This window comes from Rathayibacter sp. RFBD1, assembly GCF_002932915.1.
GTDB lineage: Bacteria > Actinomycetota > Actinomycetes > Actinomycetales > Microbacteriaceae > Rathayibacter.
The window spans coordinates 1-23061 of sequence record NZ_PSWQ01000014.1 but is presented as its reverse complement, the minus strand read 5'-3'; the positions used below and the strand labels follow the sequence as shown (position 1 = coordinate 23061).

The window sequence follows — 23061 nt, the reverse complement described above, 5'->3', positions numbered from 1 at the left end:
GTCGAGCGCGGGCCTAGCGCTCGACGATCCCGTCGCGCAGCGCCTGCCGGCGGAGCGAGATCTTCGTGCCGACGGCCAGCCCCTCCGCCCGGTACTTGCCCCGGGCGCTGCGCAGCGAGCTCCGTGCGGCGTCCTGGGTGATGCCGAGGAGCGTGGCGACCTGCTTCAGCGGCATCCCGTCGACGAAGAGGCGGACGATCTCCCGCTCGCGGTGCGTCAGGGTGCCCGGGCGGTCGGCCCCGAGCAGCTCCCGCGTCTGCGCCGTCAGGAAGCGCTCGTCGCGCGCCGCCGCTCGGATCGCCGCGAGGATCGTCTCGGTCCGCTCGCTCTTGACCACGTAGCCGTGCGCCCCGGCCTCGAGCGCCCGGCTGATCGTCCCCGGCTCGGAGTGCGTGCTGATGATGATCGTGGCGGCGCCGGCGGCCGCGATGATCCGGATCTTCATGGCGAGGTCGAGCTCGTCGCCGAGGTCGATGTCGAGCAGCACCACGTCGGTCGGGAAGGCGGGATGCGCGAGCAGGTGGGTCCAGGTGCCGACCGTCGCCGCCACGCGGATGTCCGTGCCCGAGCGGCGGATCCACTCCGCCAGCGCCGCCAGCAGGATCGGGTGGTCGTCGAGGATGGCCAGCGTGATCGCGGGCTCGTCGCTCATGTCGTCGTCCTCCTCCGGGGCCGGTGGGCGACGAGGATCCTCGTCGCGCCGTGGTCGGTCGTCGTGCGGTGCTCGCCGAGCTCGCTGAGGATGCCCCAGACCGAGCGGTCGAGGTCGCGGGTGCGGATGCCCGCGGCGACCAGGGCGAGCTCCACCCCGCCGCCCTGGCCCGGCTCCAGGCGGACGGCGAGCGGAGTCCTCCCCGCGGGGGCGGTGAGCAGCCAGAGCACCGAGAGCAGCCGCGAGCGGTCGAGCGGGGCCAGCAGCGCCGCGGCCCCGCTCGGATCGTCGAGCGCGACAGCGGAGGACAGCAGCGCCGACTCCTCCACCGCGATCCTCAGCCAGGTGCGGTCGTGGCTGCGGGCGAGCGCCTCGCGGAGCTCGTCTCCGAGCACCCGCGCCCGCTCGCCCAGCTCCTCGTCCAGCGGCACCGGCGTCCGGACCCGCTCGAGGAGCTCCTCGATGCGGGCGTCCACCTGCGAGAACTCGTCGTCCGCGGCGTGGACGGTGCCGTCGGCCAGGCTGCGGTCGAGCGTGCGCCGCACGTACTGGTCGAGCGAGGTGAGCACGACGACGCACACGGCCGCGGGCGCGACGGCGAGGAGGACGTTGCTCACCGCGAGGGCGGCGCCTCCGTCGCCGAGGAGCGCCTGGCCGACGAGGCCGAGCGCCGTGAGCCCGACCAGGACCACCAGAGCGAGGAACGAGCGCGAGAGCGGCTGGAAGGTGATCAGCGCGATCACGCCCGCGCCCACTCCCACGCAGACCGACGGGTAGTACATCGGAGCCGGTGTCGGCAGGGCGTGGTCGGCGAACTCGAGCAGCAGCGCGGCCACGTCCACAGCGAGGACGCCCGCGAAGGCCCGGCGCGGCAGCTCGCCGTGGCGGCGGAGGGCGATCGAGACCCCCACCGCGCTCGCGACGACGACCAGCAGCCAGGAGAGTCCGCTCAGCCAGGTCGCGGACCGCGCGTCGAGGGACCAGAGGTACGAGATCACTCCGCGGATGTCGAGCAGCACCGCCATCGTGAGGAAGCCCAGCCCGAGGTAGCTCCCGCTCAGGCGGTTCGGCCGGGTGAGGCGCTCGCGGATGCTCCACAGCGCGCCCGGGCTCCTGTCCGCCGCCCGGACCAGCTCCAGGAGCGTCCCCTCCTCCTGCCGCGACCCGCTCACAGCGGCACGCTCAGCAGCACGGTCGCGCCGGACCCGGGCGCCGAGAAGACCCGGACCGCGCCGCCCACCGCCTCGATCCGGCCGACGACCGACTCCGCGAGGCCGAGGCGTCCGGCCGCCACCGCGGCCGGGTCGAAACCGCGCCCCTCGTCCGAGACGACGACGCGGAGCGTGCCCGCCTCCTCCGCCACGCTCACGTGGGCCAGGGCCGCTCCGGAGTGGCGCCGCACGTTCTCGAGGCACTCCCCGGTCGCGCGCACCACGGCGTCGAGCACCTCCGGTCGGATCCGCGGCTGCGCACCGCCGTGCCAGCGCACCTCCACGCCCACCGCCGCCGACCGCCGACCGAGCGCGAGGAGCGCCTCCGGCACCCCGGCCGCCCCGTCCGGGTCCGGCTCCTCCACCGTCTCCAGACCGCGCAGGAGGGCCAGGTCGGCGGCGGCCCGGTCACGCAGCACGGGAGCGGGCACGCCCTCCCCCCGGTGCGCCACCAGCGTCAGCGTCGCCAGGATCGTGTCGTGCATCAGCCGCGCGTCGGCGCGGTGCCGGGACTCGCTCTCGCTCGAGCGGCGCTCGGCGTCGTGGGCGGTCCGGAGGCGGGCGGTGCCGACGTGCGCACGCGCGACGCTGCCCGCGAGCCACCGCGCGGCGGTCAGCAGCAGCGCCCAGCAGACGACGACCGAGATCAGGACGAAGGGAGCGCGCCCGGACGCGCCCGTCGCCGCCGCGCCGAGGGCGAGGACCGGGAGCAGCGCGAGGACCGCGGCCCACGGCATGCCCCGCCAGGAGCCGACGGCGAGCAGCGCGCACGGCAGCGCCATCGAGGCGAGCATCGTGATCCCGCCCAGAACGGCGCGGAGGGAGGCGTCGACGCCCGGCGAGAGGAAGGCGGCGAGTGCCGCGACGTCCAGCGCGGATCCCAGGATCACGGCCCTCGTCCCGGTCGCGACCGATCGGCCGGGCGCGAGCTGCACGAGCGCCGAGACGACCAGCAGCGCCAGGCTCGGCAGCACCGTGATCAGCTGCGCGGGCGTCAGGGCGAGCAGGTGCAGCGCGGAGGCGGCGGTCAGCACCCCGCCCGCCCGCCGGGCGCAGAGCACGCCGACCTCGCGCTGCTCGCGCAGCAGCACCGCGGCGTCGGCGGGCCGGGGAGGCAGGGGCACGGTGACCTCGGGAGGACGGGCTCCGGGCTCGTTCCGGGGCGACGGAGGCGGGGAGGCTGTGGCGGGGAGGCTGTGGCGGGGAGGCTGTGGCGGGGAACGGCGGCGGGGAACGGCGCGATCCGAGTCGTATCGTGGCACAACGCGACCCGCCCGGACAGCGGTTCCGGCCGCCTCACGCACGCGGATCGGCGCGCCGTATGACGCGGGCGGTCGCGCTCGGGGGCCGTGATCCCGTAGAGTCGAGACATCTCCTGGGCGATCGCCCGAATTCCACGGCTGAGAAGTCGCACGACGACGAAGAGACTCAGCCCCTGATAGAGACCGCACCGACCGAGAGCATCGTCCTCGGTCGTCCGGTTCGAACGCCCGCCTCGCACGCGGGTACCGCCCTTCACAGGACGCCGCGGAAGCCGCGCCGTTCCTCGTTCGACCCCCGCTCCACCGGCTCGCCCGGTCCGCGGGACGTTCTCCCCCGCAGAGCCGCCCTCCCCCGGAGGCGCGAGCTCAGCCCCTAGACGACCCGGACGACTCCGGCAGACGCGTGTTTCACCCGCGGAGGCCGAGTCGAGCGGGTACCGCACACTCGTGCGGACTCTGACGACGCCGGCCTCGGTCGGCGTCATTAACACATAAGGAAAAGAAATGCCTACTGGCACCGTTAAGTGGTTCAACTCCGAAAAGGGCTTCGGCTTCATCGCTCCCGACGACGGAGGCGCCGACGTTTTCGCGCACTTCTCCGCCATCGCGAAGCAGGGCTACCGCGAGCTCGTCGAGAACCAGCACGTCGAGTACGACGTCGAGCAGGGCCGCAAGGGCCCGCAGGCCGCGAACATCCGCGGCGTCGGCGAGTAATCTCCGACTTCCGACGCCCCGTCGACCAGGATCCCCGGATCCGGTCGGCGGGGCGTCCGTCGTTGACGGGGTGATCCCGCCCCCGGCCGGCGGAGGCGAAAGCCGTGTCACCCCTCCGGGTCGCAGGATCGGTATCCTCTCCGTGGCGGCTCCCGAGCTCACGGAGCCCGCGACGCCGTCCGGGACTCCGGCGCGTCGGCACGACTTCACGGCGGAGACAATGGGACGACTGATCTACGGACCGCAATCACTCGAGATCGACTTCGAGGACCGGCTCCTCGCGCACCTCAAGGTCGCGATGTTCACCAAGATGCGGCGGAACGAGTCGTTCAGCCTCTCCTGGAGCGAGCCGGAGTCGTCCGGCTACGGCCGCAGCTCCGTCTGGGTGCACCCGACGACTCCGCTGCACTTCCGGTTCCACGGCAGCAAGCGCCCGTCGCTCAACCGCCTGTGGATCGAGCAGTTCATCGCGAGCGCGAACAACACCGGCGAGATGACCGTGGTGCCGGAGCCGGCCGAGGGCTCCTGACCCGCGACGCTCCTCAGACCACGAGCGGCCGGGCCGTGTGCACGAGCTCCTCGTGCGGCAGGGCCCGGAGGCGCTCGGCGATCTCGGCACGGGCGCCCGCGTCGACCGACGCCCGGGCGTGCTCCTGCGGCCGCAGCGGCGTGAGGGTGACCAGGTCGGCGTGACCGGTCGCCAGGTCGAGCCGCTCGGGCAGGCCGGGGCTGCGCAGGCCCAGGAGGACACCGACGGTGCCCTGCTCGTCGGTCCAGGCCGGCGGCGCCGCGACGTTCGCGAGCCGCGCCGTGTCGAGGGAGCTGCGGCAGCACACCCCCTGCAGGGCGGCCCGTCGGGCGGCCTCGTACAGCAGGCGGAAGTGCCAGTGGTTCCAGAGGTCGGCGGTGGGGACGCCGCGGACGGCGGACGTCTCGAGGCACAGCTCGAGGCCGAGACCGGTGCCGGGATGCGCGAGCCGGTCGAAGGGATCGCTCAGACCGTCGGTCGCGAGCACCACGGAGGCGCCGCGGTCCACGCGCAGGAACGCACGGTGATCGGTGGGCCAGCGCGCGCCGCCGCGGACGCCCGGGTCCTCGGTCGAGACGACGACGGTGCGATCCAGCGCACCCACTCCGCGCCAGGCGTCGGCCCGGTCCTCCGCCACCGCCTCGGCCAGCGCCCGCCTCTCGTCCTCGGTCCATCGGACCTCACGAGTGCGGTTCAGGAACAACGACATGGGACTCCCCGTCCGCGCGACCGGCGTGCCGCGCTCCCGGAACGCTACGGCGCCCACCCCTGCTCCTCCTCCGAGCAACCGGAACGCCAGCTGTGTTTGTTGCGCGGCGGTCCCCGCCCGCCGCGGCGCGGTCGGCTCCCAGGAGTGGCCGGGCAGGTGGAGCGGGTCGCGTCCGGCTACGCCGAAACGCTGGAACGCGTTTCGACGGTTCGCCTCAGGCGGTGTTCACTCCCGCGGCGGTCCCCGCCCGCCGCGGCGCGGTCGGCTCCCGCAAACGGCCGGGCAGGTGGAGCGAGTCGCGACCGGCTACGCCGAAACGCTGGAGCGCGTTTCGACGGTTCGCCTCACGGCGCCCCGCCGTGGCCGTGGATGGAGGAGTCGATGGCCCGCGCGGCCGGGCGTCCACCGCCGCTGTGTCCGCGAGGCGAACCGGCGGAACGCGTGTCAGCGTTCCGTCGTAGCTGGACGCAGGACGCTCCACCCGCCCGGCCATCCCGGGTAGCCGACTGCGCCGCGGCGGGCGGGGACCGCCGCGGAAGGAGGCTCAACCCAGCGGGTTGATGCCGTTGGTGCGCCAGCGCTCGTCGGCGAGCTGGCCGGGGGTGCCGGCGCTCGCGTTCTCGCCCAGGGGCTCGCCGCCCTCGACCGCGTCGGCGCCGAGCGCGGTGCCGGCTCCCTCGGCGGTGCTGCCGGGGGGAAGCAGGCCCTCCTCGTCCTCGCGGGGGCCGACCTCGTCCTCGGGGGCGTTCTCGGAGCCGCTCTCGCTCATCGGGTCGTAGCCGTGGTCCGGGTCGCGGCTCTCGTCGGCCGTCGTGTTCTCCTCGACCTCGGCGTCGGCGGGACGGACGTCGTCGGCCTTCTCCGCATCGGTGGAGGGGGTGGCCTCGAAGCCTGCGAACTCGGGGCTGTCGTCTGCGCTCATGGCCGCCACGGTAGCACCGGGCCCGCGGGCACCGGAGGGGGTTCCGCCGGGCTCCCGCGACGCCTCCGCTCAGCGGCCACGCCCTAGGCTCGGGGGGCTGGCACGGACGACGGGAGCGACATGCGACGACTCGGGTACGACAGGTTCGGCGGGCCCGACCTGCTCTCGTGGCGGGAAGCGCCGGTGCCCATGCCGGGTCGCGGCGAGGTCCTGGTGCGCACGCGCGCGGCGAGCATCAACGCGACCGACGAGAAGATCCTGTCCGGCTCCGCGCGGATCATGGCCGTCGGCCGCTCCCGTCCCTACGGGTTCGGGCTCGACATCGCCGGCACCGTCGAGGCGCTCGGCCCGGGGTCGCACTCGGTCGCGATCGGCGACCGCGTGGTGGGGATGACCCGCGACGGCGACGCCTTCGCCGACGCGTCCATCGCGCGCAGCCGCTCGCTCGTCCCGATGCCCGACTCCCTCGGCTTCGTCGAGGCCGTCACGCTCGCGATGTCGGGCGGCACCGCGGTGGGCCTGGTGGACGCACTGCACGTGCGCGCCGGCGAGCACGTCCTCGTCAGCGGCGGCTCGGGAGCCATCGGCGATCCGACGATCCAGCTGCTGGTGCGGGCGGGATGCACGGTCGCGGCCACCGGCTCGGCCGCCTCCGCCGACCTCCTCCGCTCGCTCGGCGCCGAGCCGCACGACTACCGCGCGCTCGACCTCGGGGTGCTGGGCGGCCGCTTCGACGTGGTCGTCGACGTCTCCGGCCACCTGCCGGTCGACGACGCGGCGATCCTCCTGGCCGAGGGCGGGCGCATCGCGACGCTGGTGCCGAGCGGTCCGGCGCTGGTCTCGCAGGCGACGGGCCTCGTCCGCCGCGACCGCCCGCGGGTGCGCAACATGATCGTGGTGGCGACGGCGGAGCGGATCGGGCGCGCGGTCTCGCTCGCCGCCTCCGGCGAGCTGCGGCCCCGGCCGGGCGCCGTGCATCCGCTGGGCGACGTCGTCGACGTGCTGTCGCGCCGAGCGACCGGCGCCGACCGCACGATCGGCAAGATCGTCTTCACCGCCGACGACTCGGCTCCGCTGAGCTGACCACCGTCTCCTCCTCCTCGGCCGGTCGGCCGAGCGAGAGCGTGGCCAGGAAGCCGACGGCGAGGAACCCGGCGGCCGCGAAGGCCGCGTAGCGCGTGCCGTCCGAGAACGCCTCGCCCGCCGCCCGGGCCGCGTCGGCGGTGGCCGGCGACGCGGCCAGCCCGGCGATCGCGGCGCCGGAGGAGTCGACCACCGCGTCGACGGTGCTCGCGACCTGCTCCGCGGGGAGGCCCTGCTGCTCGAGGGAGGTCGTGAGGACCCCCGCGGTCGAGGTGTAGAGGATCGTCCCGAGCACGGCGATGCCGAGGGCGGAGCCGATCTGCCGCGCGGTCGACTGCGTACCCGAGCCCTGCCCGCTGAGCTCGACGGGCACGTCTCGGAGCACGACCCCGGTCAGCTGCGCTGTCGCGAGGCCGACGCCGAAGCCGTAGACGGCGAGGAACGGGACGAGGGCCCACCACGGGGTGGAGTCGGAGACGACCAGACCGATGCCCGCGACGCCGACGATCTCGGCCGCGAGGCCCACCCGCACGATCAGCACCGGCGCGACCCTGTTGCCGAAGGCGCCGGCGAAGCCCGAGGCGACGAAGGAGCCGAGCGCGAGCGCGAGGAGCACCAGGCCGGTCTGCACGGCCGTGTAGCCGAGGACGCTCTGGAGCCAGATCGGCAGCGCCAGGATGATCCCGAACTCGCCGAGCGAGACGATCATCGCGGCGAGGTTGCCGTTGCGGAACGAGGCGAGGCGGAAGAGCCCGATCGCGAGCATCGCCGAGCGCCCGGCGCGCTCACGGGCCCGCGCCCAGAGGACGAAGGCGACCCCGGCGAGCACCGCGACGGCGAACGCGATCGGGACCGGTGAGAGGCCGAGCGGCCAGCTCCAGCCGCCGACGCTCAGCCGCTCGTCGACGCCCCACCAGCCGAGGGTGCGCCCCTCGATGAGGGCGAACACGAGGGAGGCGGAGGCGATGATCGAGAGCGCGGCGCCGACGAGGTCGACCCTCCGCCCGTCGGGCTGCCGCGACTCGTCGACGAACAGCAGCGCTCCGACCACGATGGTCACGCCGAGCGGGATGTTGATGCCGAACGCCCAGCGCCAGGAGAAGTCGGTGGTGAGCCAGCCGCCGAGCAGCGGGCCGACCGCGGTCATGCCGCCGATGGTCGAGCCCCAGACGGCGAAGGCGATGGCGCGCTCGCGCCCGCGGAAGGTGGCGTTGATCAGCGAGAGGGTCGTCGGCAGCACCATCGCTCCTCCGACGCCCTGCACGACCCGGGAGAGGATCAGCAGGTCGCCGGTCGGAGCGAGGGCCGCCGCGACGGAGGAGAGCGCGAAGAGCGAGACGCCGACGATCAGCACGCGGCGCCGGCCCCAGCGGTCGGCGAGGGTGCCGAAGACCAGCAGGAGCGCGGCGAACACGAGCGTGTACGACTCCTGCACCCACTGCACCTGGGTCGAGGTGATCCCGAGATCGGCGACGATCGACGGGATGGCGACGTTGACGATGGTCGAGTCGACGATGATCGTCGCCACTCCGAGACTGATGACGACCAGCCCGATCCACTTGCGGTTGCGCACGACGCTCTCCTCCGACGATTTAGTAAGCCAGCTGACTATATGCCCGCGGAGGGCGCCGTGTCGAAGGGAGGGCCTGGAAGATTAGCGGGAGGCGGGCGCGGCGACAAGGGCGCGAAGCTCCCGGAGCCGCCCGGTCAGGATGGACGCATGCCCGCATCCCCCCGTTCCTTCCCGTATCCCCTCGGCGTCTCCCTCCGCGGCGACGCCGGCGCCAACGTCGCCGTCTACTCCGAGACCGCGGACAGCGTCGAGGTCTGCCTCTTCGACGAGTCCGGAGCAGAGACCCGCGTCGCCCTCACCGAGCGGACCGGCCACGTCTTCCACGGCCTCGTCCCCGAGATGGGCATCGGCACCCGCTACGGACTGCGCGTCGACGGCCCCTGGGACCCCGCCAACGGCCTCCGCCACAACGCCGCCAAGCTCCTCCTCGACCCGCACGCCACCGCGATCGAGGGCTCGTACACCTGGTCCGAGGACGTCTTCGGCCAGTTCTACGAGGACGCCGACACCCGCAACGACGCCGACTCCGCGCACGCGGTCCCCCGCTGCGTCGTCACCGACCCCGACTCCTTCGACTGGAGCGGCGACACCGCGCCGCGCATCCCGCTCGAGGAGACCGTCGTCTACGAGGTGCACGTGAAGGGCTTCACGAAGCTGCACCCCGACGTGCCCGAGGACATCCGCGGCACCTACCGCGGCCTCGCGCACCCCGCCGCGATCAAGCACTTCACCGACCTGGGCGTGACCTCGGTCGAGCTGCTCCCCGTGCACCAGTTCGTGCAGGACTCGCACCTCGAGGAGAAGGGCCTGCGCAACTACTGGGGCTACAACTCCCTCGGCTTCTTCGCGCCGCACAACGAGTACTCGCACGCCGGGGACGACGGCTCGCAGGTCGACGAGTTCAAGGCCATGGTCAAGGCGTTCCACGAGGCCGGCCTCGAGGTCATCCTCGACGTGGTCTACAACCACACCGCCGAGGGCAACGACAAGGGCCCCACCCTCTCGTTCAAGGGCATCGACAACGGCTCCTACTACCGACTGGTGGAGGAGGACCGCGCGAACTACTTCGACACCACCGGCACCGGCAACAGCCTCAACGTCGCGCACCCGGCCGCGCTCGGCCTGATCATGGACTCCCTGCGCTACTGGGTGACCGAGATGCACATCGACGGCTTCCGCTTCGACCTCGCCACCACCCTCACCCGTCAGACCGGCGAGGCCGAGGTGCACAGCGCCTTCCTCGACCTGATCGCGCAGGACCCGGTGCTCGCGCCCGTCAAGATGATCGCCGAGCCGTGGGACACCGCCGGCTACCAGGTCGGCGGCTTCCCCGCGGACTGGTCGGAGTGGAACGGGAAGTTCCGCGACGACGTGCGCGACTTCTGGAACGGCGCCGACTCGGTGCTCGGCACGACCGCGCAGCGCGTCCTCGGCTCCCCCGACGTGTACGAGGCCGACCGCCGCTCGCCGGTCTCCAGCATCAACTTCGTCACCGCGCACGACGGCTTCACCCTCGCCGACCTCACCGCGTACTCGCGCAAGCACAACGCGGCCAACGGCGAGGACAACAACGACGGCGAGAGCGACAACCGCTCCTCCAACAACGGCGCCGAGGGCCCGACCGAGAACGAGGCGGTCAACGAGCGCCGCGACCGCATGCGCCGCAACTTCCTCGCGACGCTGCTGCTCTCGGCCGGCGTGCCGATGATCCTGGGCGGCGACGAGATCGCCCGCACGCAGGGCGGCAACAACAACGCCTACTGCCAGGACGACGAGATCTCGTGGTTCGACTGGGAGAACGCGGACCGCGAGCTGCTCGCCTTCACCCGCGAGCTGATCGCCCTCCGCGCCGCGGAGCCGGCGCTGCGCCCGAAGTGGTTCCGCCGCGCCCCCGGCGACGGCGGCCCCGACACGGTCGACATCCTCCGCTCCGACGCGCAGGGCTTCGCCGACGAGGACTGGGACAACCCCGACGCCCGCTCGATCACCTTCGTGTTCGAGCACGAGGGCAGCGCGAGCTTCGCCCTGCTGCTGAACGCGGCGGAGAACGGCGTCGAGTTCACCGTTCCCGAGGCGCCCGGCGCCGAGTGGACGCTGGCCGCCTCGAGCGACCCGGAGCAGGTCGTCGAGGGCGAGGTCACCACGCTGATCGTCCGCGACGGCTCGTTCACGCTGCTGCGCTCGGCCTCCTGATGACCGGCCGGACCCCGCGGCTCCTCCGCTTCGGCGGGCGCATCGCGGGGTTCGGCACGTCCTCGGGCACGAGGATCGTGCTGGGCCTCTGGGAGGACACCCCCTTCGGCCCGTTCGCCGACGCGATGGTCGAGGACGGCGACGGCCACCGCCTCCTGATCGCACCGACCCGCGAGGTCGCGGACTTCATCGGGTCGACGTACGCGTTCGACGAGGTGCGGATCGCGCCGGTGTCGTGGCGGAGGATCGCGGGCGGCCTGTCCGTCGCGGCCGGACCGCTCGCGGTGCGACTGGAGCTCGGCGGTCTCACTCCGCTCGGCCGGCTGCTGCGGATCGTTCCACGACCGCTCGCCGAGCACCCGGCATGGCTGACCGCGATCTCGCCGGTCGCCTCCCTGCTCGTCCGCGGAGTGAGCACGGCCGGGTCGGCAGGGCACGGACGCCGCGAGTACTACGGCGTGCGGGCGATCCGCCGCGTCGAGGGCGTCCACGCGGTCCTGGCGGAGGAGGACCTCGGCCCGCTGCGCCCGCTCTCGCCGCCCGTGCGGTTCGGCTTCTCGTCGGCGCCCGCCGCTCCGGCGATCGTCGACGTCACCACCACCATCGCGCTCCCGCGCGACGGGACCACCGCGCTCCGGCGCGACCGAGAGAGAGGAGCCGCCTCGTGAAGAAGGGCGACAAGATCAGCTGGAACACCTCGCAGGGCGAGACCCACGGCGAGCTGGTCGAGAAGAAGACGAAGGAGTTCCAGTTCGAGGGGCAGAAGTTCAACGCCTCGGACGACGAGCCCTACTGGATCGTGCAGAGCGACAAGACCGACGCGAAGGCCGCGCACAAGGAGTCGTCGCTGACGAAGAAGTGAGCGGGCGCAGGCCGAGCGGCTGCGGGCCGGGCTCCGGATCCACTCCGGGGCCCGGCCCGCACCCGTCTCACGCGATGCGGATGAGCTTCTTGTTCACGAACTCCTCGAGGGCGGGGCGGCCCATCTCGCGGCCGGTACCCGAGCGCTTCACGCCGCCGAAGGGCAGCTCGGCCGCGTCGCCGAGGACGAGGTTGATCCAGACCATGCCCGCGTCGATCCGGTCCGCCAGGCGCAGCGCCTGCTCCTGGTCGGTCGTGTAGAGGTAGGAGCCGAGGCCGTAGGGGGTGTCGTTCGCGAGGGCGATCGCCTCGTCCTCGTCGCGGACGCGGTAGAGCGCGGCGACGGGGCCGAAGAACTCCTCGCGGTAGGCGTCCATCTCGGGCGTGACGCCCTCGAGCACGGCGGGCGGGAAGAAGTTGCCGGTCACCTCGCCGCTGGCGCGGACGGTCGCCCCCTGCTCGCGCGCGGCCGCCAGCTGCGCCTCGAGGCGCTCCGTCGCGGCGGAGGAGGAGAGCGGGCCGAGGAGGGTGCCCTCCTCGAACGGATCGGCCGGCTGGGCGCGGGTGAACGCCTCCGTGAACTTCTCGGCGAACGCGTCGTACAGCTCGTCGATCACGATGAAGCGCTTCGCGGCGTTGCAGGACTGGCCGTTGTTGTCCAGGCGCGCGGCGACCGCGTCCTCGACCGCCTTGTCGAGGTCGTCGGTCGACAGGAGCACGAACGGGTCGGAGCCGCCGAGCTCGAGCACGACCTTCTTCAGGTGTCGGCCCGCGAGCTCCGCGACGGCCGCGCCGGCCCGCTCGGAGCCGGTGACGGAGACGCCCTGGACCCGGGGGTCGGCGATGACGGTCGCGGCCTGCTCGTTCGTGGCGTAGAGGTTCACGTAGACGCCGGCGGGCGCGCCCAGGTCCTCGGCCGCGGTGCGGAACATGTCGGCGATGGCGGCGGCCGACTCCGGGCACTGCGGCGCGTGCTTGAGCAGGATCGTGTTGCCCGCGACCACGTTCGGGCCGGCGAAGCGGGCCACCTGGTAGTAGGGGAAGTTCCACGGCATGATGCCCAGCAGCACGCCCAGCCCGGCACGGCGGATCAGCGCGGAGCCGGTGCCCTCGGCGAGCTCGATCGGCTCGTCGGCGAGGAAGGCCTCGCCGTTCTCGGCGTAGTAGCGGTAGATGTCGGCGGCGAAGCCGACCTCGCCCTGCGCCTGGTCGAGCGGCTTGCCCATCTCGCGGACGATGATCGCCGCGAGCTCGTCGGCGCGCTCGACGTGCAGCTCTGCCACCCGGGCGATCAGCGCCGCGCGGGTCGCGACGGGCACGGTCCGCGACCACGAGGAGTACGCGTCCTGCGCCGAGCCGATCGCCGCGGTCAGCTCGGCGTCGCCGAGGGTCGGGTACTCGCGGAGGGTCTCCCCCGTGGCCGGGTCGATCACGGCGTAGTGGGTGCTCATGCGGGCTGTGCTCCTTCACTGTGGGGGGCCGGTGCGGTCGCGCCGTCCTCGTCGATGATCTCCTGTGCCAGGCGCCTGCCGACGCGGATGGCGCCGTCGACGTGCTGGTAGCCCTCGGCGGCGAGGTCGCTCGTGCCGAAGCGGAGCGGACCCACCGGCTCCAGCTGCAGCGCGCCGTACCGGGTCAGCCCGCCCAGGTCGAAGCTCGCGGCGTACGCGCCCTGCGTCCACTCCTCGGACGCCCAGTCGCTCTCGTAGTAGACGACCGGATCGAGTGCGGCCGGGCCGAAGTAGGCGGCGAGCGAGTCGAGGATCGCGGCCTTCCGCTCCGCCTCGTCGAGCGCGAGCACGCGGTCGGCCTTCTCGTCCGAGACGAAGCCGACCAGGGTGCCGCGCTCCTCCCCGTGGTTCGAGTTGTCGTAGGCCTCGTGGACGAGCGAGTGCGGGCTGAACGCGGTGCCGGAGAGGCCGTCGGCGCGCCAGAAGGGCGTGGCGTACGTGGCGTGCACCTTGATCACGAGGCCGAGCGACTGGTGCTGCAGGGCCTGCTGCCGCAGGCGCGGGAGCGGCGGGTCGAACGAGATGCGGCCGACGAGGTTCGGCGGCACGGCGACGATCGCGCGGCGGGCGCGGAGGACGGCGCCGTCGGCGCGCACCTCGACCCCGTCGTCGCCGTAGCGGACGGAGCGGACCGGGTGCCTGAGCAGGACGCGCTCGGCGCCGAGGCGCTCGGCGAGCCGCTCCGGGACCTGCTGGAGGCCGCCGATCACGCGCTTGTCGAGGATGAAGTCGGCGTCGACCAGGTTGCTGAAGCTCCCCGCGCTCGCGGCCATGAGGAGCGCCTGGAGGAGGGAGAAGGCGTGCGCCGGCTTGGTGAGCATGGCGTCGGCGAGGAAGAGGGCGATGTTGGCCCGCGCCTCCTCGTCGTCGCTCTGCTGCTCCAGCCAGGCGGCGAAGGTGATGCGGTCGTAGTCGCGGGCGAGCGGATGCGTCCACGGCGCCGCCGGGTCCGTCTCGGCGACGAGGCGGTCGAGCACCTCGATCAGACGGGAGATCTCAGACTCGGTGCGTTCGCTCCCCGGGAAGATGTCGCCGGTGAAGCGTCGAGCGGAGCCGTCGGCGCCGATGTAGACGCTCTCGCCCTCGCGGTAGCGGGAGTAGGTGCCGAGGCCGAGCTCGTCGAGGGTCTCGAGGAGCGCCGTCTGGTCCGGCGAGACCCACTGGCCGCCGAGCTCGAGGAGCTGCCCGTCGACCACGCGGGTCTCGAGCCGCCCGCCCACGCGCTCTCGCGCCTCGACGACGACGACGTCGAGTCCGTGCTGCTGCAGCCGGAGCGCCGCGGTGAGTCCGGTGGCACCGGCTCCGATCACGACGACGTCGTGCTCGCTGGGGGACATGACTTCTCTTTCCGTCGGTGATCGCGGGAGTGGACGCGCGAATACGGACGATCCTGTCACAGAAGCGGAGGAGAACGTCAGTGAGTGCGCCCGATGGAGGGTGGACTCGGAGTGCCCTCCACCGAACTATATAGGCGTGCTATATTATTTCTCGTGCCCGATCCCAGTGCCCCCGTGCGTCTCGCCTCCGCCGCCACCGCCCTCACGCGGTTCGCGGGCCGGGCGAGCGGCGCGACCGGGCTCGGTGCGCAGTCCGGAGCCGTCTGGTCGACGCTCGCCGAGCTGCGCACCGCCTCCCCCTCCCGCCTCGGCGAGCTCGCCGAGCGGGTCCGCGTCACCCAGCCGACGATGACCGGCATCATCGCCCGGCTCGACGAGGCCGCCTGGATCCGCCGCGTCCACGACGCCGGCGACGGCCGCGCCTGGCTGATCGAGGGCACTCCCGCCGGCTTCGACGCCCTCGCCGAGCACCGGCTCCGCCTCGAAGCCGCCCTGGCCCCGCTGTTCGAGGACCTCGACGAGGACGACCGCCTCGCCCTCGAGCGCGCCGCGACCCTCGTCGAGGCCCGCGTCGCCCGCATCGCCGGCACTCCCGTCCCCTCCTCCCCCGAGAAAGGCTCCACGCCGTGACCACCTCCCCCCACTCGCCCGCCCAGGGCTCGATCCTGAAGCAGCCGCTGGCCGTCTGGGCCGTCGCCTTCGCCGCGGTGATCGCCTTCATGGGGATCGGCCTGGTCGACCCGATCCTCCCGGCCATCGCCGAGAGCCTGCAGGCGACTCCGACCGAGACCTCGCTGCTCTTCACGAGCTACCTCGTCATCACCGGCGTCGTGATGTTCTTCACCAGCTGGCTCTCCAGCCGCATCGGCGCCAAGAAGACCCTCATGATCGGCCTGGTGCTCATCGTGGTGTTCGCCGCGCTCGCCGGCACGGCGGGCAGCGTCGAGGGCGTCATCGGCTTCCGCGCGGGCTGGGGCTTCGGCAACGCGCTGTTCATCTCGACCGCCCTGTCGACCATCGTCGGCGCGGCGATCGGAGGCTCCTCCGCGGCGATCGTGCTCTACGAGGCCGCGCTGGGCATCGGCATCGCCATCGGCCCGCTGCTCGGCGGGCTCCTCGGCAGCGTCTCGTGGCGCGGCCCGTTCTTCGGGACCGCCGTGCTGATGGCCGTCGGCTTCATCGCCATCGCGACGCTCCTGCGGGAGGACGGCCCCAAGCCCGCTCCGACTCCGCTCTCGGCGCCCTTCGCCGCCCTCAAGGTCCCGGCCATCCGCACGCTGGCGGGCGCCGCCCTGTTCTACAACATCGGCTTCTTCGTGCTGCTCGCCTACACGCCCTACCCGCTCGGGCTGGACGAGATGGGCCTCGGCTTCACGTTCTTCGGCTGGGGCCTGGGCGTGGCGATCACCTCCGTGTTCGTCGCTCCGCTGCTCACCCGGCGCCTCCCGCGCACCGTCGTGCTGCGCTCGGTGCTGCTGCTGCTCGCGCTCGACCTGATCGCCGGCGGCCTCGTGATCTCGTCCCGTGTCGGCCTGATCGTCTGCATCATCGTCGGCGGCCTGCTGCTCGGAGTCGTCAACACGGTGCTCACCGAGTGCGTGATGGAGGCGACCGACCTGCCCCGCTCGGTCGCCTCGTCCGCCTACTCCGGCGTCCGCTTCCTCGGCGGCGCGATCGCCCCGCCCGCCGCCTCCGCCCTGGCCGCGGCGATCTCGCCGGCCTTCCCGATGTACGCCGCGGCCGGAGCCGTCGCCGTCGCCGCGATGATCGTGATGCTCGGACGCCGCACCCTGGCCCGCGCCGACGCCCACGAGCCCGAGCCCGAGCTCGTCGAGGCGCAGGCGATCACGCTCGGCGAGTGACGCGCCCGGCGGGCTTCAGGGGCCCGCCGAGGCGTCACGAACGGTCGTCATCCGAGCGGGATGACGGCCGTTCGTGACGCCTCACGGGAGGGCGCGCGCTCAGGAGTCAGGGCGCGACCTCGAAGAGGCGCGGGCGCAGCGCGGACGTGCGCGGGTCGGCGGCGCAGGCGGCGAGCGCCGCCGCGAGCACGCCGCGGGCCGGGTGCGGCTCGCGGACGTACACGTCGACGCCGGCGGGCGTGAACGGCGTCCGGGCGAAGCGGGTGAGCGCCCAGCCCGCCTCCTCGTCGGCGGCCACGAACGAACAGCGGCTGCGGGCGAGGAGGGTCAGCGGCTCGACGCCGCGCCAGCGGAAGCCGGACGGATCGTGCGGGTCGGGGGTGTCGATGCCGACCACGTAGTGCGAGCGCGTGCGGCCGCGCCAGCTGACGACGTCGCCGATCCCGCCGGTCGGGAGCGGCGCGTACGTGATCGCCACCCCCGACCGCGAGCGCCAGAGCGGCAGCGAGGAGCCCCGGACGAACCAGGTGCCGCTCGCGAGCGCTCGGGCGTCGATCATCGGAGAGCGTGCTTGATGTTGGTGCGGGCCAGCGCGACGGCCTCGCCCGCTCCTCCGTTCATCACGATCTTCGAGACCGCCAGCGCGAAGCCCTTCACCTGCGCGCCCGTGATCGTGGGCGGGAGCGAGAGGGCGAGCGGATCCGTCACCACGTCGACGAGGACCGGGCCGCCGTCGGCGAGAGCCGAGCGGAGGGCCTCCTCCACGTCGCGCGGGTCCTCGATGCGGATGCCACGGATGCCGATCGCCTCCGCCACCTTCGCGTAGTCGACCATCGGCACGTCGACAGCGAAGTCCGGGAAGCCGTCGACCAGCATCTCGACCTTCACCAGCCCGAGCGTGGAGTTGTTGAACACGACGATCGTCACGGGCAGCCGGTAGGCGGCGACCGTGACCAGCTCGCCCATCAGCATGGAGAGCCCGCCGTCGCCGCTCAGCGAGACGACCTGGCGACCGGGGTGCGAGAGCTGCGCGCCGACCGCCTGCGGCAGCGCGTTCGCCATCGAGCCGTGCATGTACGAGCCGAGCAGGCGCCGCTTCCCGTTGGGGGTGATGTAGCGGGCCTGCCAGACGTTGCCCATGCCGGTGTCGGCGGTGACGATCGCGTCCTCGGAGAGCAGGCCGTCGAGCGTGGAGGCGACGAGCTCGGGGTGGATCGGGCTGCGCGTGCCGACCTCGGTGTACTTCCCGACGACTCCGGTGACCAGCTTCTCGTGCTTCTTCAGCGTCTTGTCGAGGAAGCGGTGGTCCTTCCGCTGCACGAGCGGGGTCAGCGCGGTGAGGGTCGCCGCCACGTCGCCGTGGACGGGGTGCGCGACGCTGACGCGGCGACCGAGCTTCGAGGCGTCGCTGTCGACCTGCGCGATCACGACCTTCGAGGCGTCGGGGAGGAACTGCTCGTAGGGGAAGTCGGTGCCGAGGAGGAGGAGCAGGTCGGCGTCGTGCATGCCGGCGTGCGCCGCTCCGTAGCCGAGGAGGCCCGTCATGCCGACGTCGTAGGGGTTGTCGTACTGGATCCACTCCTTGCCGCGCAGGCTGTGCCCGACGGGCGCGCCCACCAGCTCGGCGAAGGCGACGACCTCGTCGTGCGCGTTCTGCACTCCGGCGCCCGCGAAGATCGCGACGGTCCGCGCCTGGTCGATCGCGGCCGCGAGGGCGCGGACGTCGGCGTCGGCGGGGACCAGGACGGGTGTCGACGGCAGCACGAACGCGGGGAAGCCGTCGACCGCCTCCAGCTCGGCGATGTCGCCGGGGAGGGTGACCACGGCGACTCCGCGGAGCGCCACCGCGCTGCGCATCGCGGCGTTCACGACCCGCGGAGCCTGGGCGGCGGTCGAGATCAGCTCGCGGTAGTTCGAGCACTCGACGAAGAGCCTGTCCGGGTGCGTCTCCTGGAAGTAGGACGAGCCGATCTCGTTGCTGGGGATGTGGCTCGCGATGGCGAGCACCGGGGCGGAGGAGCGGTGCGCGTCGTAGAGGCCGTTGATGAGGTGCAGGTTGCCGGGGCCGCAGCTGCCGGCGCAGACGGCGAGGCGCCCGGTGAGCTGCGCCTCCGCGCCGGCGGCGAAGGCGGCCGCCTCCTCGTTGCGCACGTGGATCCAGTCGATGCCTCCCTTCTCGGAGCCGCCGCTGCGGCGCACCGCGTCGACGATCGGATTCAGCGAGTCCCCGACGATCCCGTAGATGCGGGAGACGCCGGCGTCGATGAGCTGAGCGATGAGCTGGTCTGCGACCGTCTTCTGAGCCATGACCCCATTCGACCGGACGGGGCTGAGCGTCCGCTACTCCGGAAAGTGGAGATCCGGATCGAGTGCATCCCCCTCGGGACGGATGCCCTGCACCTCTAGCCTGGGAGCCGTCACAGGAACACCTCCGTGCAGCAGATCCCGGGAGTCGTCATGAACCGCCGCAGAACCGCCCTCGTCCTGGCCGCCGGCGCGGCCCTCACCCTCGGTCTGACCGGCTGCTCGGGCCTGAACGGCCTGATGGGAGGCGAGACCCGCGACGACGAGACCGGGGAGATCACCGAGGGCGGGACGACCGACGTCTTCCAGCTGCGCGTGGGCGACTGCCTGAACGGCGAGCTCAGCGAGGAGGCGACCGAGGTCACCGACGTGCCGACCGTGCCCTGCACCGACCCGCACGTCTACGAGGTGTTCCAGAACCTGACGATGGCCGATGCCGACGAGTACCCGGGCGAGTCCGTCGCGACGGAGCAGGCCGAGACCGACTGCGTCACGGCGTTCGAGTCGTTCACCGGGATCGGCTACCAGGACTCGGCGTACGACTTCAGCTACTACTACCCGACCGCCGAGAGCTGGGGCACGGGCGACCGCACGATCAACTGCATGATCACCGACCCGAACGGGCCGAGCACGGGCACGCTGGCGGGCGTCGCGGCCTGATCGCGATCCCCGCGCGCGGTGGTGCCGGTCCCGCCGAGCGCTCCGCGCGCGGCCGGTCTCAGTCGCGGTCGCGCGCGGGGAACAGGCGCAGGAGCAGGCCGGAGCCGATCCAGACCACGGCGATCCCCGCGACGAGCCAGGAGGCTCCGAGGCCGGACGCCGCTCCCGCCAGCACGGCGCCGACGGCCGCGGCGGCGGAGCGCAGCCCCGCGCCGATCGTGAACACCTGCGAGCGGACGGCGGCGGGGCTCTCCTGGTCGCGCAGCAGCAGCATCGCGGCGTTCGAGGGGGCCGTGAAGACGCCGGCGACCGCGAAGGCGGCGATCGCCACGACGACGCCCAGGTCGGGGACGGCGATCAGGAGGACGGCGCCGGTCGCGATGTAGGCGGCGCCCATGGTCCACGCCGGCGGACGGCGGGTCCAGCGGCGGGCCGCCACGGCGAGGGCGCCCAGCAGGCCGCCCACGGCGAAGGCGGTCAGGATCCACGCGGCGGCGTCGGTGCTGCCCAGCCGCTCCACCGAGAGGCTGATCGCCGCGACTCCCGCCGCTCCGCCCGCGACCTGGCTGAGCGTGCCCGCCGAGGTGACCACCGCGATCGGACGGTGCCGCACGAGGTGGGTGACGCCCGCGACGATCGTCCGCAGCACGCCGACGGTCGGCGCCGGACGGGCCTCCATCGCCAGGCCGAGCGACCCGACGACGCCGATGAGGGCGAGGACCGCCATGGCGAGCATCGCGGTCCGCGCTCCCCCGACTCCGACCGCGAGGCCCACGATCGCCGGCCCGCTGATCGAGGCGACCGTGTACGAGAGCGAGTCCTGCGCGTAGGCGCGGCGCGGCTCCGGGATGGCGCTCGTGACGAAGCTCGACATGCCGCCCATGTAGACGGGCGTCGCGAGCCCCGCGAGGAGCAGCAGCACCACGATGAGCGGCGTCGGCACCTCGCCGAGGAAGGCGGCGACCGCGAAGGCGACGGCGGTCGTGAGCGCGGCGCCGACCAGGAGCCGGCGGGGGCGGCGGACCCGGTCGAGCACCGTGCCGACGAGCGGCGCGGCGATCACGGCGGGGAAGAGCGCCGCTCCGGTCAGGGCGCCGCCGAGCGCGACGTCGCCGAGACGCTCGACGGCGAGGACGGGGAGGGCGACGACCATGCCGGCGCCGGCCAGGCGGAGGGGGATCGACGCGGCCTGGTAGCTGACCGCGCTCATGCGGGACCGGAGATCGACATCACCTCCGATGGTGTCACGGCTGCGGGACCGGGTCGGCCGGGGAGGCAGGCCACCGGCGTCCGAGCGGCCTGCGGAGCCTGCCCTAGGCGATCGGCGTCCGCGCCGCGAGCTCGGCCGCCGCCGCGACGCCCAGGCGCCAGGGCGCGCCGTGGCCGGGCAGGAGTGTCCGCGCCCCGGTCCCGGCGAGGACCCGCAGCGAGTCGAGGGACTGCGCCGTGTCGGCGGTCGCGGCGCGCGCGACCAGGTGCGGGCCGGTGCGCGCGGAGTAGGGGTCGAGCGTGACCAGCGCGTCTCCGCCGATCACCGCGTCGCGCTCGGGCAGGTGCAGCGAGACGTGCCCGTCGGTGTGCCCCGGAGTCGCGAGCACGCGGGGCGATCCGGGCACGTCGAGCACCGCTCCGGCGGTCAGCGGCAGGGTCCCGTGCACGGGCGGCACCGCGAGCGCGCCCGCACGGGCCATCGCTCCGAGCACCGGGATCGCGGAGGGGTGCAGCAGCGGGTACACGAACGGCGTGCGCTGGCGGCGGTAGGAGTAGGGCTGCGCGGCGAGCGGCTGGTCGGCCGCGTGCAGGTGCACGGGGACGCCCCGCCGGACGAGGCCGCGGGCGACGCCGAGGTGGTCGAAGTGCGCGTGGGTCAGCACGAGGGCGTCGATGTCGCCGAGCGAGCGGCCGAGCACCTCCAGCGCGCGGACCAGGTGCGGCCACGTCCTCGGGAGTCCGGCGTCGACGACGGTCAGCCGGCCGGCCTCCTCGATCAGGTAGAGGTTCGTCCAGGCGTGCTCGAGCCGGTGCACCCCGGGTGCGACGTCCCGGTGCAGGCTCGCGCCGCCCCCTCGCCGCTGCTGCCGGCCCTGCTGCTCGCGCTGCTGCTGCTCCATCGTGCTCCCGCCCCTCCGGGCCCGCGCCCGATCGCGACGACGCTACGAGCGTCTGCGACGGATCGGACAGGGCGTTGACGGCGGGGGTCCGCGTCGTGCAGGGCTCAGCGGCGCCGCCCGCGGAGGGCGAGCTGCACCGCCGCGAGCAGGAGGAGGACCGCGAAGAGGATCCCGGACACGCGCGCCGGCAGGAGGAAGGAGAGCGCCACTCCGGCGAAGGAGAACGCCGTGGCGGTGAGTCCGACCACGAGGCCCGCGCGCACGTCGAGCAGGCCGCGCCGGGCGTTCGCGATCGAGCCGGTGACCGCCGTGGGGATCATCGCGGCGAGCGAGGTGCCCTTGGCCAGGAGGTCCGCGAGCCCGAAGGCGCCGACCAGGACCGGCACGGCGATCGCTCCGCCGCCGATGCCGAAGAGGCCGGAGGCGACGCCCATCCCGACGCCGAGCCCCGCGAATCCTGGCCATACGCCCCAGCCCTCGGCGACGTCGCCGGTGTCGTTCGAGCCGAACACGGCCATCCGCACCGCCGCGGCCACGAGCAGCGCCACGAACATCCAGCGCAGCACGCCCAGAGGCAGCCGCGCGAGCAGCCAGGATCCGGCCACCGCCCCGAGCATCGCCGCAGCCGCGATCACCGCCGCCGGGACCCAGGCGACCTGGCCGGCGAGGGCGTAGCCGAACGCTCCGGCGACCGAGGTCGGAGCGATCGCGAGCAGCGAGGTGGCGGAGGCGCGGCGCTGGTCCATCCCGGCCCAGGCGATCAGCATCGGCACCATCACGATCCCGCCGCCGACGCCGAACGCGCCCGACAGGGTCCCGCCGACCGCGCCGATCAGGGCCAGGACGAGCAGGGCGCGCGGCCGCATGCGCTCGGCCGTCCGACCGGGAAGGGGCGCCTGCGGGGCGGTCGAGTCGGTCACGGCTCCATGCCACCACAGCACCGGGCCGAGGGCGAATCGACGGGCGTCGACCGCGTTCCTGAGAGGACCGGCCCGGCCCGGCCCGCCTCTCTGGCAGTTGCCTGGGCGGGCCGGATCCGACCGTGACGTTCGGCGTCGACGGAGCGTCCTACCTGCATACCCCGCCTGATCGAGCGATCGGGCCCCGAGCGAAAGAGGAGACCATGGCCGAGACCACCGCGACCACCACCCGTCAGACCAGCACCGGATCCGGACGCACCGTGATCGAGGACGGCGTCATCGCCAAGGTCGCCGGCATCGCCGCGCGCGAGGTCCCGGGCGTCCACGCCCTCGGCGGAGGAGCGGCCCGAGCGATCGGCGCCATCCGCAATGCGATCGGCAACGACGACCGCGGCCAGGGCGTCAAGGTCGAGGTCGGCGAGCGCCAGGTCGCCGCCGACATCACCATCGTCGCCGAGTACCCCGCGCCGCTGCAGAAGGTCGCCGAGGACGTGCGCTCCGCCGTCGCCGACGCCATCCAGCACATCGCCGGCATGGAGGTCGCCGAGATCAACGTGACCGTCCAGGACGTCCACATCCCCGAGGACGACACCCAGGAGTCCGACCCGCGCGTCGTCTGACCCGTTCCCCCCGCACCGACGCCCCGG

Annotated in this window: 23 protein-coding genes; 10 read left to right on the top strand and 13 right to left on the bottom strand. The window is 73.4% G+C overall.

What is annotated here, in order from left to right:
* Positions 1 to 13 precede the first annotated feature (13 nt).
* The 3 genes from C5D50_RS06675 to C5D50_RS06665 are packed head-to-tail and all read right to left on the bottom strand — an operon-like array spanning position 14 to position 2987.
* On the bottom strand, positions 14 to 652 hold the full coding sequence (locus C5D50_RS06675) for a response regulator (protein WP_104283113.1): 639 nt from the start codon (positions 650 to 652) through the stop codon (positions 14 to 16).
* Complete coding sequence (locus tag C5D50_RS06670; RefSeq protein WP_104283112.1) at positions 649 to 1824, bottom strand: hypothetical protein; 1176 nt, start codon at positions 1822 to 1824, stop codon at positions 649 to 651. The genes C5D50_RS06675 and C5D50_RS06670 overlap by 4 nt, the downstream gene beginning before the upstream one ends.
* Positions 1821 to 2987 (bottom strand): sensor histidine kinase, encoded by a 1167-nt coding sequence (locus C5D50_RS06665; protein WP_104288969.1) that lies wholly within the window; start codon positions 2985 to 2987, stop codon positions 1821 to 1823. The genes C5D50_RS06670 and C5D50_RS06665 overlap by 4 nt, the downstream gene beginning before the upstream one ends.
* Before the next feature lie 642 nt (positions 2988 to 3629).
* Here C5D50_RS06665 and C5D50_RS06660 point away from each other — a divergent pair.
* Entirely contained in the window at positions 3630 to 3839 is a 210-nt protein-coding gene (locus tag C5D50_RS06660) for a cold-shock protein (RefSeq protein ID WP_055786246.1), read from the top strand.
* A 220-nt stretch (positions 3840 to 4059) separates the two neighbouring features.
* Positions 4060 to 4368, top strand: a complete 309-nt coding sequence (locus C5D50_RS06655; RefSeq protein WP_104226101.1) for a hypothetical protein — start codon at positions 4060 to 4062, stop codon at positions 4366 to 4368.
* A gap of 13 nt (positions 4369 to 4381) precedes the next feature.
* Here C5D50_RS06655 and C5D50_RS06650 read toward each other — a convergent pair whose 3' ends face one another.
* Positions 4382 to 5077: a hypothetical protein gene (locus tag C5D50_RS06650; RefSeq protein WP_104283110.1), complete on the bottom strand. Its 696-nt coding sequence runs from the start codon at positions 5075 to 5077 to the stop codon at positions 4382 to 4384.
* A gap of 544 nt (positions 5078 to 5621) precedes the next feature.
* The gene (locus C5D50_RS06645) at positions 5622 to 5999 is read right to left on the bottom strand and encodes a hypothetical protein (RefSeq protein WP_104314845.1); all 378 of its coding nucleotides are present in this window, start codon (positions 5997 to 5999) and stop codon (positions 5622 to 5624) included.
* A gap of 120 nt (positions 6000 to 6119) precedes the next feature.
* On the opposite strand from C5D50_RS06645, the gene C5D50_RS06640 reads away from it, so the two are divergent.
* A complete protein-coding gene (locus C5D50_RS06640) occupies positions 6120 to 7082 on the top strand; it encodes an NADP-dependent oxidoreductase (RefSeq protein ID WP_104283109.1) in 963 nt (320 codons plus the stop codon).
* On the opposite strand, the gene C5D50_RS06635 is transcribed toward C5D50_RS06640, so the two are convergent.
* A complete protein-coding gene (locus C5D50_RS06635; protein WP_104283108.1) occupies positions 7051 to 8655 on the bottom strand; it encodes a DHA2 family efflux MFS transporter permease subunit in 1605 nt (534 codons plus the stop codon). The two genes, C5D50_RS06640 and C5D50_RS06635, sit on opposite strands and share 32 nt — an antisense overlap.
* Before the next feature lie 147 nt (positions 8656 to 8802).
* Here C5D50_RS06635 and glgX point away from each other — a divergent pair, with 147 nt between their 5' ends.
* From glgX to C5D50_RS06620, 3 genes are read left to right on the top strand one after another with little or no spacing between them, the layout of a single operon-like run.
* Positions 8803 to 10848 carry a glycogen debranching protein GlgX gene (gene glgX / locus C5D50_RS06630; RefSeq protein WP_104283107.1) on the top strand — a complete coding sequence of 682 codons (2046 nt, stop codon included), beginning with the start codon at positions 8803 to 8805 and terminating at the stop codon, positions 10846 to 10848.
* Complete coding sequence (locus C5D50_RS06625; RefSeq protein WP_104262783.1) at positions 10848 to 11516, top strand: hypothetical protein; 669 nt, start codon at positions 10848 to 10850, stop codon at positions 11514 to 11516. Before glgX ends, C5D50_RS06625 begins: the two co-directional genes overlap by 1 nt.
* The gene (locus tag C5D50_RS06620; RefSeq protein WP_056866275.1) at positions 11513 to 11710 is read left to right on the top strand and encodes a DUF2945 domain-containing protein; all 198 of its coding nucleotides are present in this window, start codon (positions 11513 to 11515) and stop codon (positions 11708 to 11710) included. The genes C5D50_RS06625 and C5D50_RS06620 overlap by 4 nt, the downstream gene beginning before the upstream one ends.
* A gap of 67 nt (positions 11711 to 11777) precedes the next feature.
* Here the strand turns inward: C5D50_RS06620 and C5D50_RS06615 are convergent, their stop codons facing one another.
* Entirely contained in the window at positions 11778 to 13160 is a 1383-nt protein-coding gene (locus C5D50_RS06615) for an NAD-dependent succinate-semialdehyde dehydrogenase (RefSeq protein ID WP_104283106.1), read from the bottom strand.
* Positions 13157 to 14557, bottom strand: coding sequence for an NAD(P)/FAD-dependent oxidoreductase (locus tag C5D50_RS06610; protein WP_104283105.1), 1401 nt, complete (start codon positions 14555 to 14557; stop codon positions 13157 to 13159). The genes C5D50_RS06615 and C5D50_RS06610 overlap by 4 nt, the downstream gene beginning before the upstream one ends.
* A gap of 153 nt (positions 14558 to 14710) precedes the next feature.
* Here C5D50_RS06610 and C5D50_RS06605 point away from each other — a divergent pair, with 153 nt between their 5' ends.
* Both C5D50_RS06605 and C5D50_RS06600 read left to right on the top strand, forming a co-directional pair.
* Entirely contained in the window at positions 14711 to 15187 is a 477-nt protein-coding gene (locus tag C5D50_RS06605; protein ID WP_181137317.1) for a MarR family winged helix-turn-helix transcriptional regulator, read from the top strand.
* Entirely contained in the window at positions 15184 to 16419 is a 1236-nt protein-coding gene (locus C5D50_RS06600) for an MFS transporter (protein ID WP_104288967.1), read from the top strand. Before C5D50_RS06605 ends, C5D50_RS06600 begins: the two co-directional genes overlap by 4 nt.
* A 106-nt stretch (positions 16420 to 16525) precedes the next feature.
* Here C5D50_RS06600 and C5D50_RS06595 read toward each other — a convergent pair whose 3' ends face one another.
* The gene (locus tag C5D50_RS06595; RefSeq protein WP_104283102.1) at positions 16526 to 16978 is read right to left on the bottom strand and encodes a hypothetical protein; all 453 of its coding nucleotides are present in this window, start codon (positions 16976 to 16978) and stop codon (positions 16526 to 16528) included.
* Positions 16975 to 18726 (bottom strand): pyruvate dehydrogenase, encoded by a 1752-nt coding sequence (locus tag C5D50_RS06590; RefSeq protein WP_104283101.1) that lies wholly within the window; start codon positions 18724 to 18726, stop codon positions 16975 to 16977. The genes C5D50_RS06595 and C5D50_RS06590 overlap by 4 nt, the downstream gene beginning before the upstream one ends.
* 126 nt (positions 18727 to 18852) lie before the next feature.
* On the opposite strand from C5D50_RS06590, the gene C5D50_RS06585 reads away from it, so the two are divergent.
* Positions 18853 to 19383, top strand: coding sequence for a septum formation family protein (locus tag C5D50_RS06585; RefSeq protein WP_244230582.1), 531 nt, complete (start codon positions 18853 to 18855; stop codon positions 19381 to 19383).
* Between the two features lie 58 nt (positions 19384 to 19441).
* Here C5D50_RS06585 and C5D50_RS06580 read toward each other — a convergent pair whose 3' ends face one another.
* From C5D50_RS06580 to C5D50_RS06570, 3 genes are all read right to left on the bottom strand, one after another.
* Positions 19442 to 20593, bottom strand: a complete 1152-nt coding sequence (locus tag C5D50_RS06580) for an MFS transporter (RefSeq protein WP_104283100.1) — start codon at positions 20591 to 20593, stop codon at positions 19442 to 19444.
* A gap of 103 nt (positions 20594 to 20696) precedes the next feature.
* Positions 20697 to 21494, bottom strand: coding sequence for an MBL fold metallo-hydrolase (locus C5D50_RS06575; protein ID WP_104283099.1), 798 nt, complete (start codon positions 21492 to 21494; stop codon positions 20697 to 20699).
* 104 nt (positions 21495 to 21598) lie between these two features.
* The gene (locus C5D50_RS06570) at positions 21599 to 22414 is read right to left on the bottom strand and encodes a sulfite exporter TauE/SafE family protein (protein WP_104283098.1); all 816 of its coding nucleotides are present in this window, start codon (positions 22412 to 22414) and stop codon (positions 21599 to 21601) included.
* 203 nt (positions 22415 to 22617) lie between these two features.
* Here C5D50_RS06570 and C5D50_RS06565 point away from each other — a divergent pair, with 203 nt between their 5' ends.
* A complete protein-coding gene (locus tag C5D50_RS06565; protein WP_104283097.1) occupies positions 22618 to 23034 on the top strand; it encodes an Asp23/Gls24 family envelope stress response protein in 417 nt (138 codons plus the stop codon).
* Positions 23035 to 23061: the final 27 nt, after the last annotated feature.

Bases quoted from the DNA above. Each gene is read 5' to 3' on its own strand.
- C5D50_RS06675 (WP_104283113.1), bottom strand. From the start codon at position 652: ATGAGCGACGAGCCCGCGATCACGCTGGCCATCCTCGACGACCACCCG.
- C5D50_RS06660 (WP_055786246.1), top strand. From the start codon at position 3,630: ATGCCTACTGGCACCGTTAAGTGGTTCAACTCCGAAAAGGGCTTCGGC.
- C5D50_RS06655 (WP_104226101.1), top strand. From the start codon at position 4,060: ATGGGACGACTGATCTACGGACCGCAATCACTCGAGATCGACTTCGAG.
- C5D50_RS06650 (WP_104283110.1), bottom strand. From the start codon at position 5,077: ATGTCGTTGTTCCTGAACCGCACTCGTGAGGTCCGATGGACCGAGGAC.
- C5D50_RS06645 (WP_104314845.1), bottom strand. From the start codon at position 5,999: ATGAGCGCAGACGACAGCCCCGAGTTCGCAGGCTTCGAGGCCACCCCC.
- C5D50_RS06640 (WP_104283109.1), top strand. From the start codon at position 6,120: ATGCGACGACTCGGGTACGACAGGTTCGGCGGGCCCGACCTGCTCTCG.
- glgX (WP_104283107.1), top strand. From the start codon at position 8,803: ATGCCCGCATCCCCCCGTTCCTTCCCGTATCCCCTCGGCGTCTCCCTC.
- C5D50_RS06625 (WP_104262783.1), top strand. From the start codon at position 10,848: ATGACCGGCCGGACCCCGCGGCTCCTCCGCTTCGGCGGGCGCATCGCG.
- C5D50_RS06615 (WP_104283106.1), bottom strand. From the start codon at position 13,160: ATGAGCACCCACTACGCCGTGATCGACCCGGCCACGGGGGAGACCCTC.
- C5D50_RS06610 (WP_104283105.1), bottom strand. From the start codon at position 14,557: ATGTCCCCCAGCGAGCACGACGTCGTCGTGATCGGAGCCGGTGCCACC.
- C5D50_RS06595 (WP_104283102.1), bottom strand. From the start codon at position 16,978: ATGATCGACGCCCGAGCGCTCGCGAGCGGCACCTGGTTCGTCCGGGGC.
- C5D50_RS06590 (WP_104283101.1), bottom strand. From the start codon at position 18,726: ATGGCTCAGAAGACGGTCGCAGACCAGCTCATCGCTCAGCTCATCGAC.
- C5D50_RS06580 (WP_104283100.1), bottom strand. From the start codon at position 20,593: ATGAGCGCGGTCAGCTACCAGGCCGCGTCGATCCCCCTCCGCCTGGCC.
- C5D50_RS06575 (WP_104283099.1), bottom strand. From the start codon at position 21,494: ATGGAGCAGCAGCAGCGCGAGCAGCAGGGCCGGCAGCAGCGGCGAGGG.
- C5D50_RS06565 (WP_104283097.1), top strand. From the start codon at position 22,618: ATGGCCGAGACCACCGCGACCACCACCCGTCAGACCAGCACCGGATCC.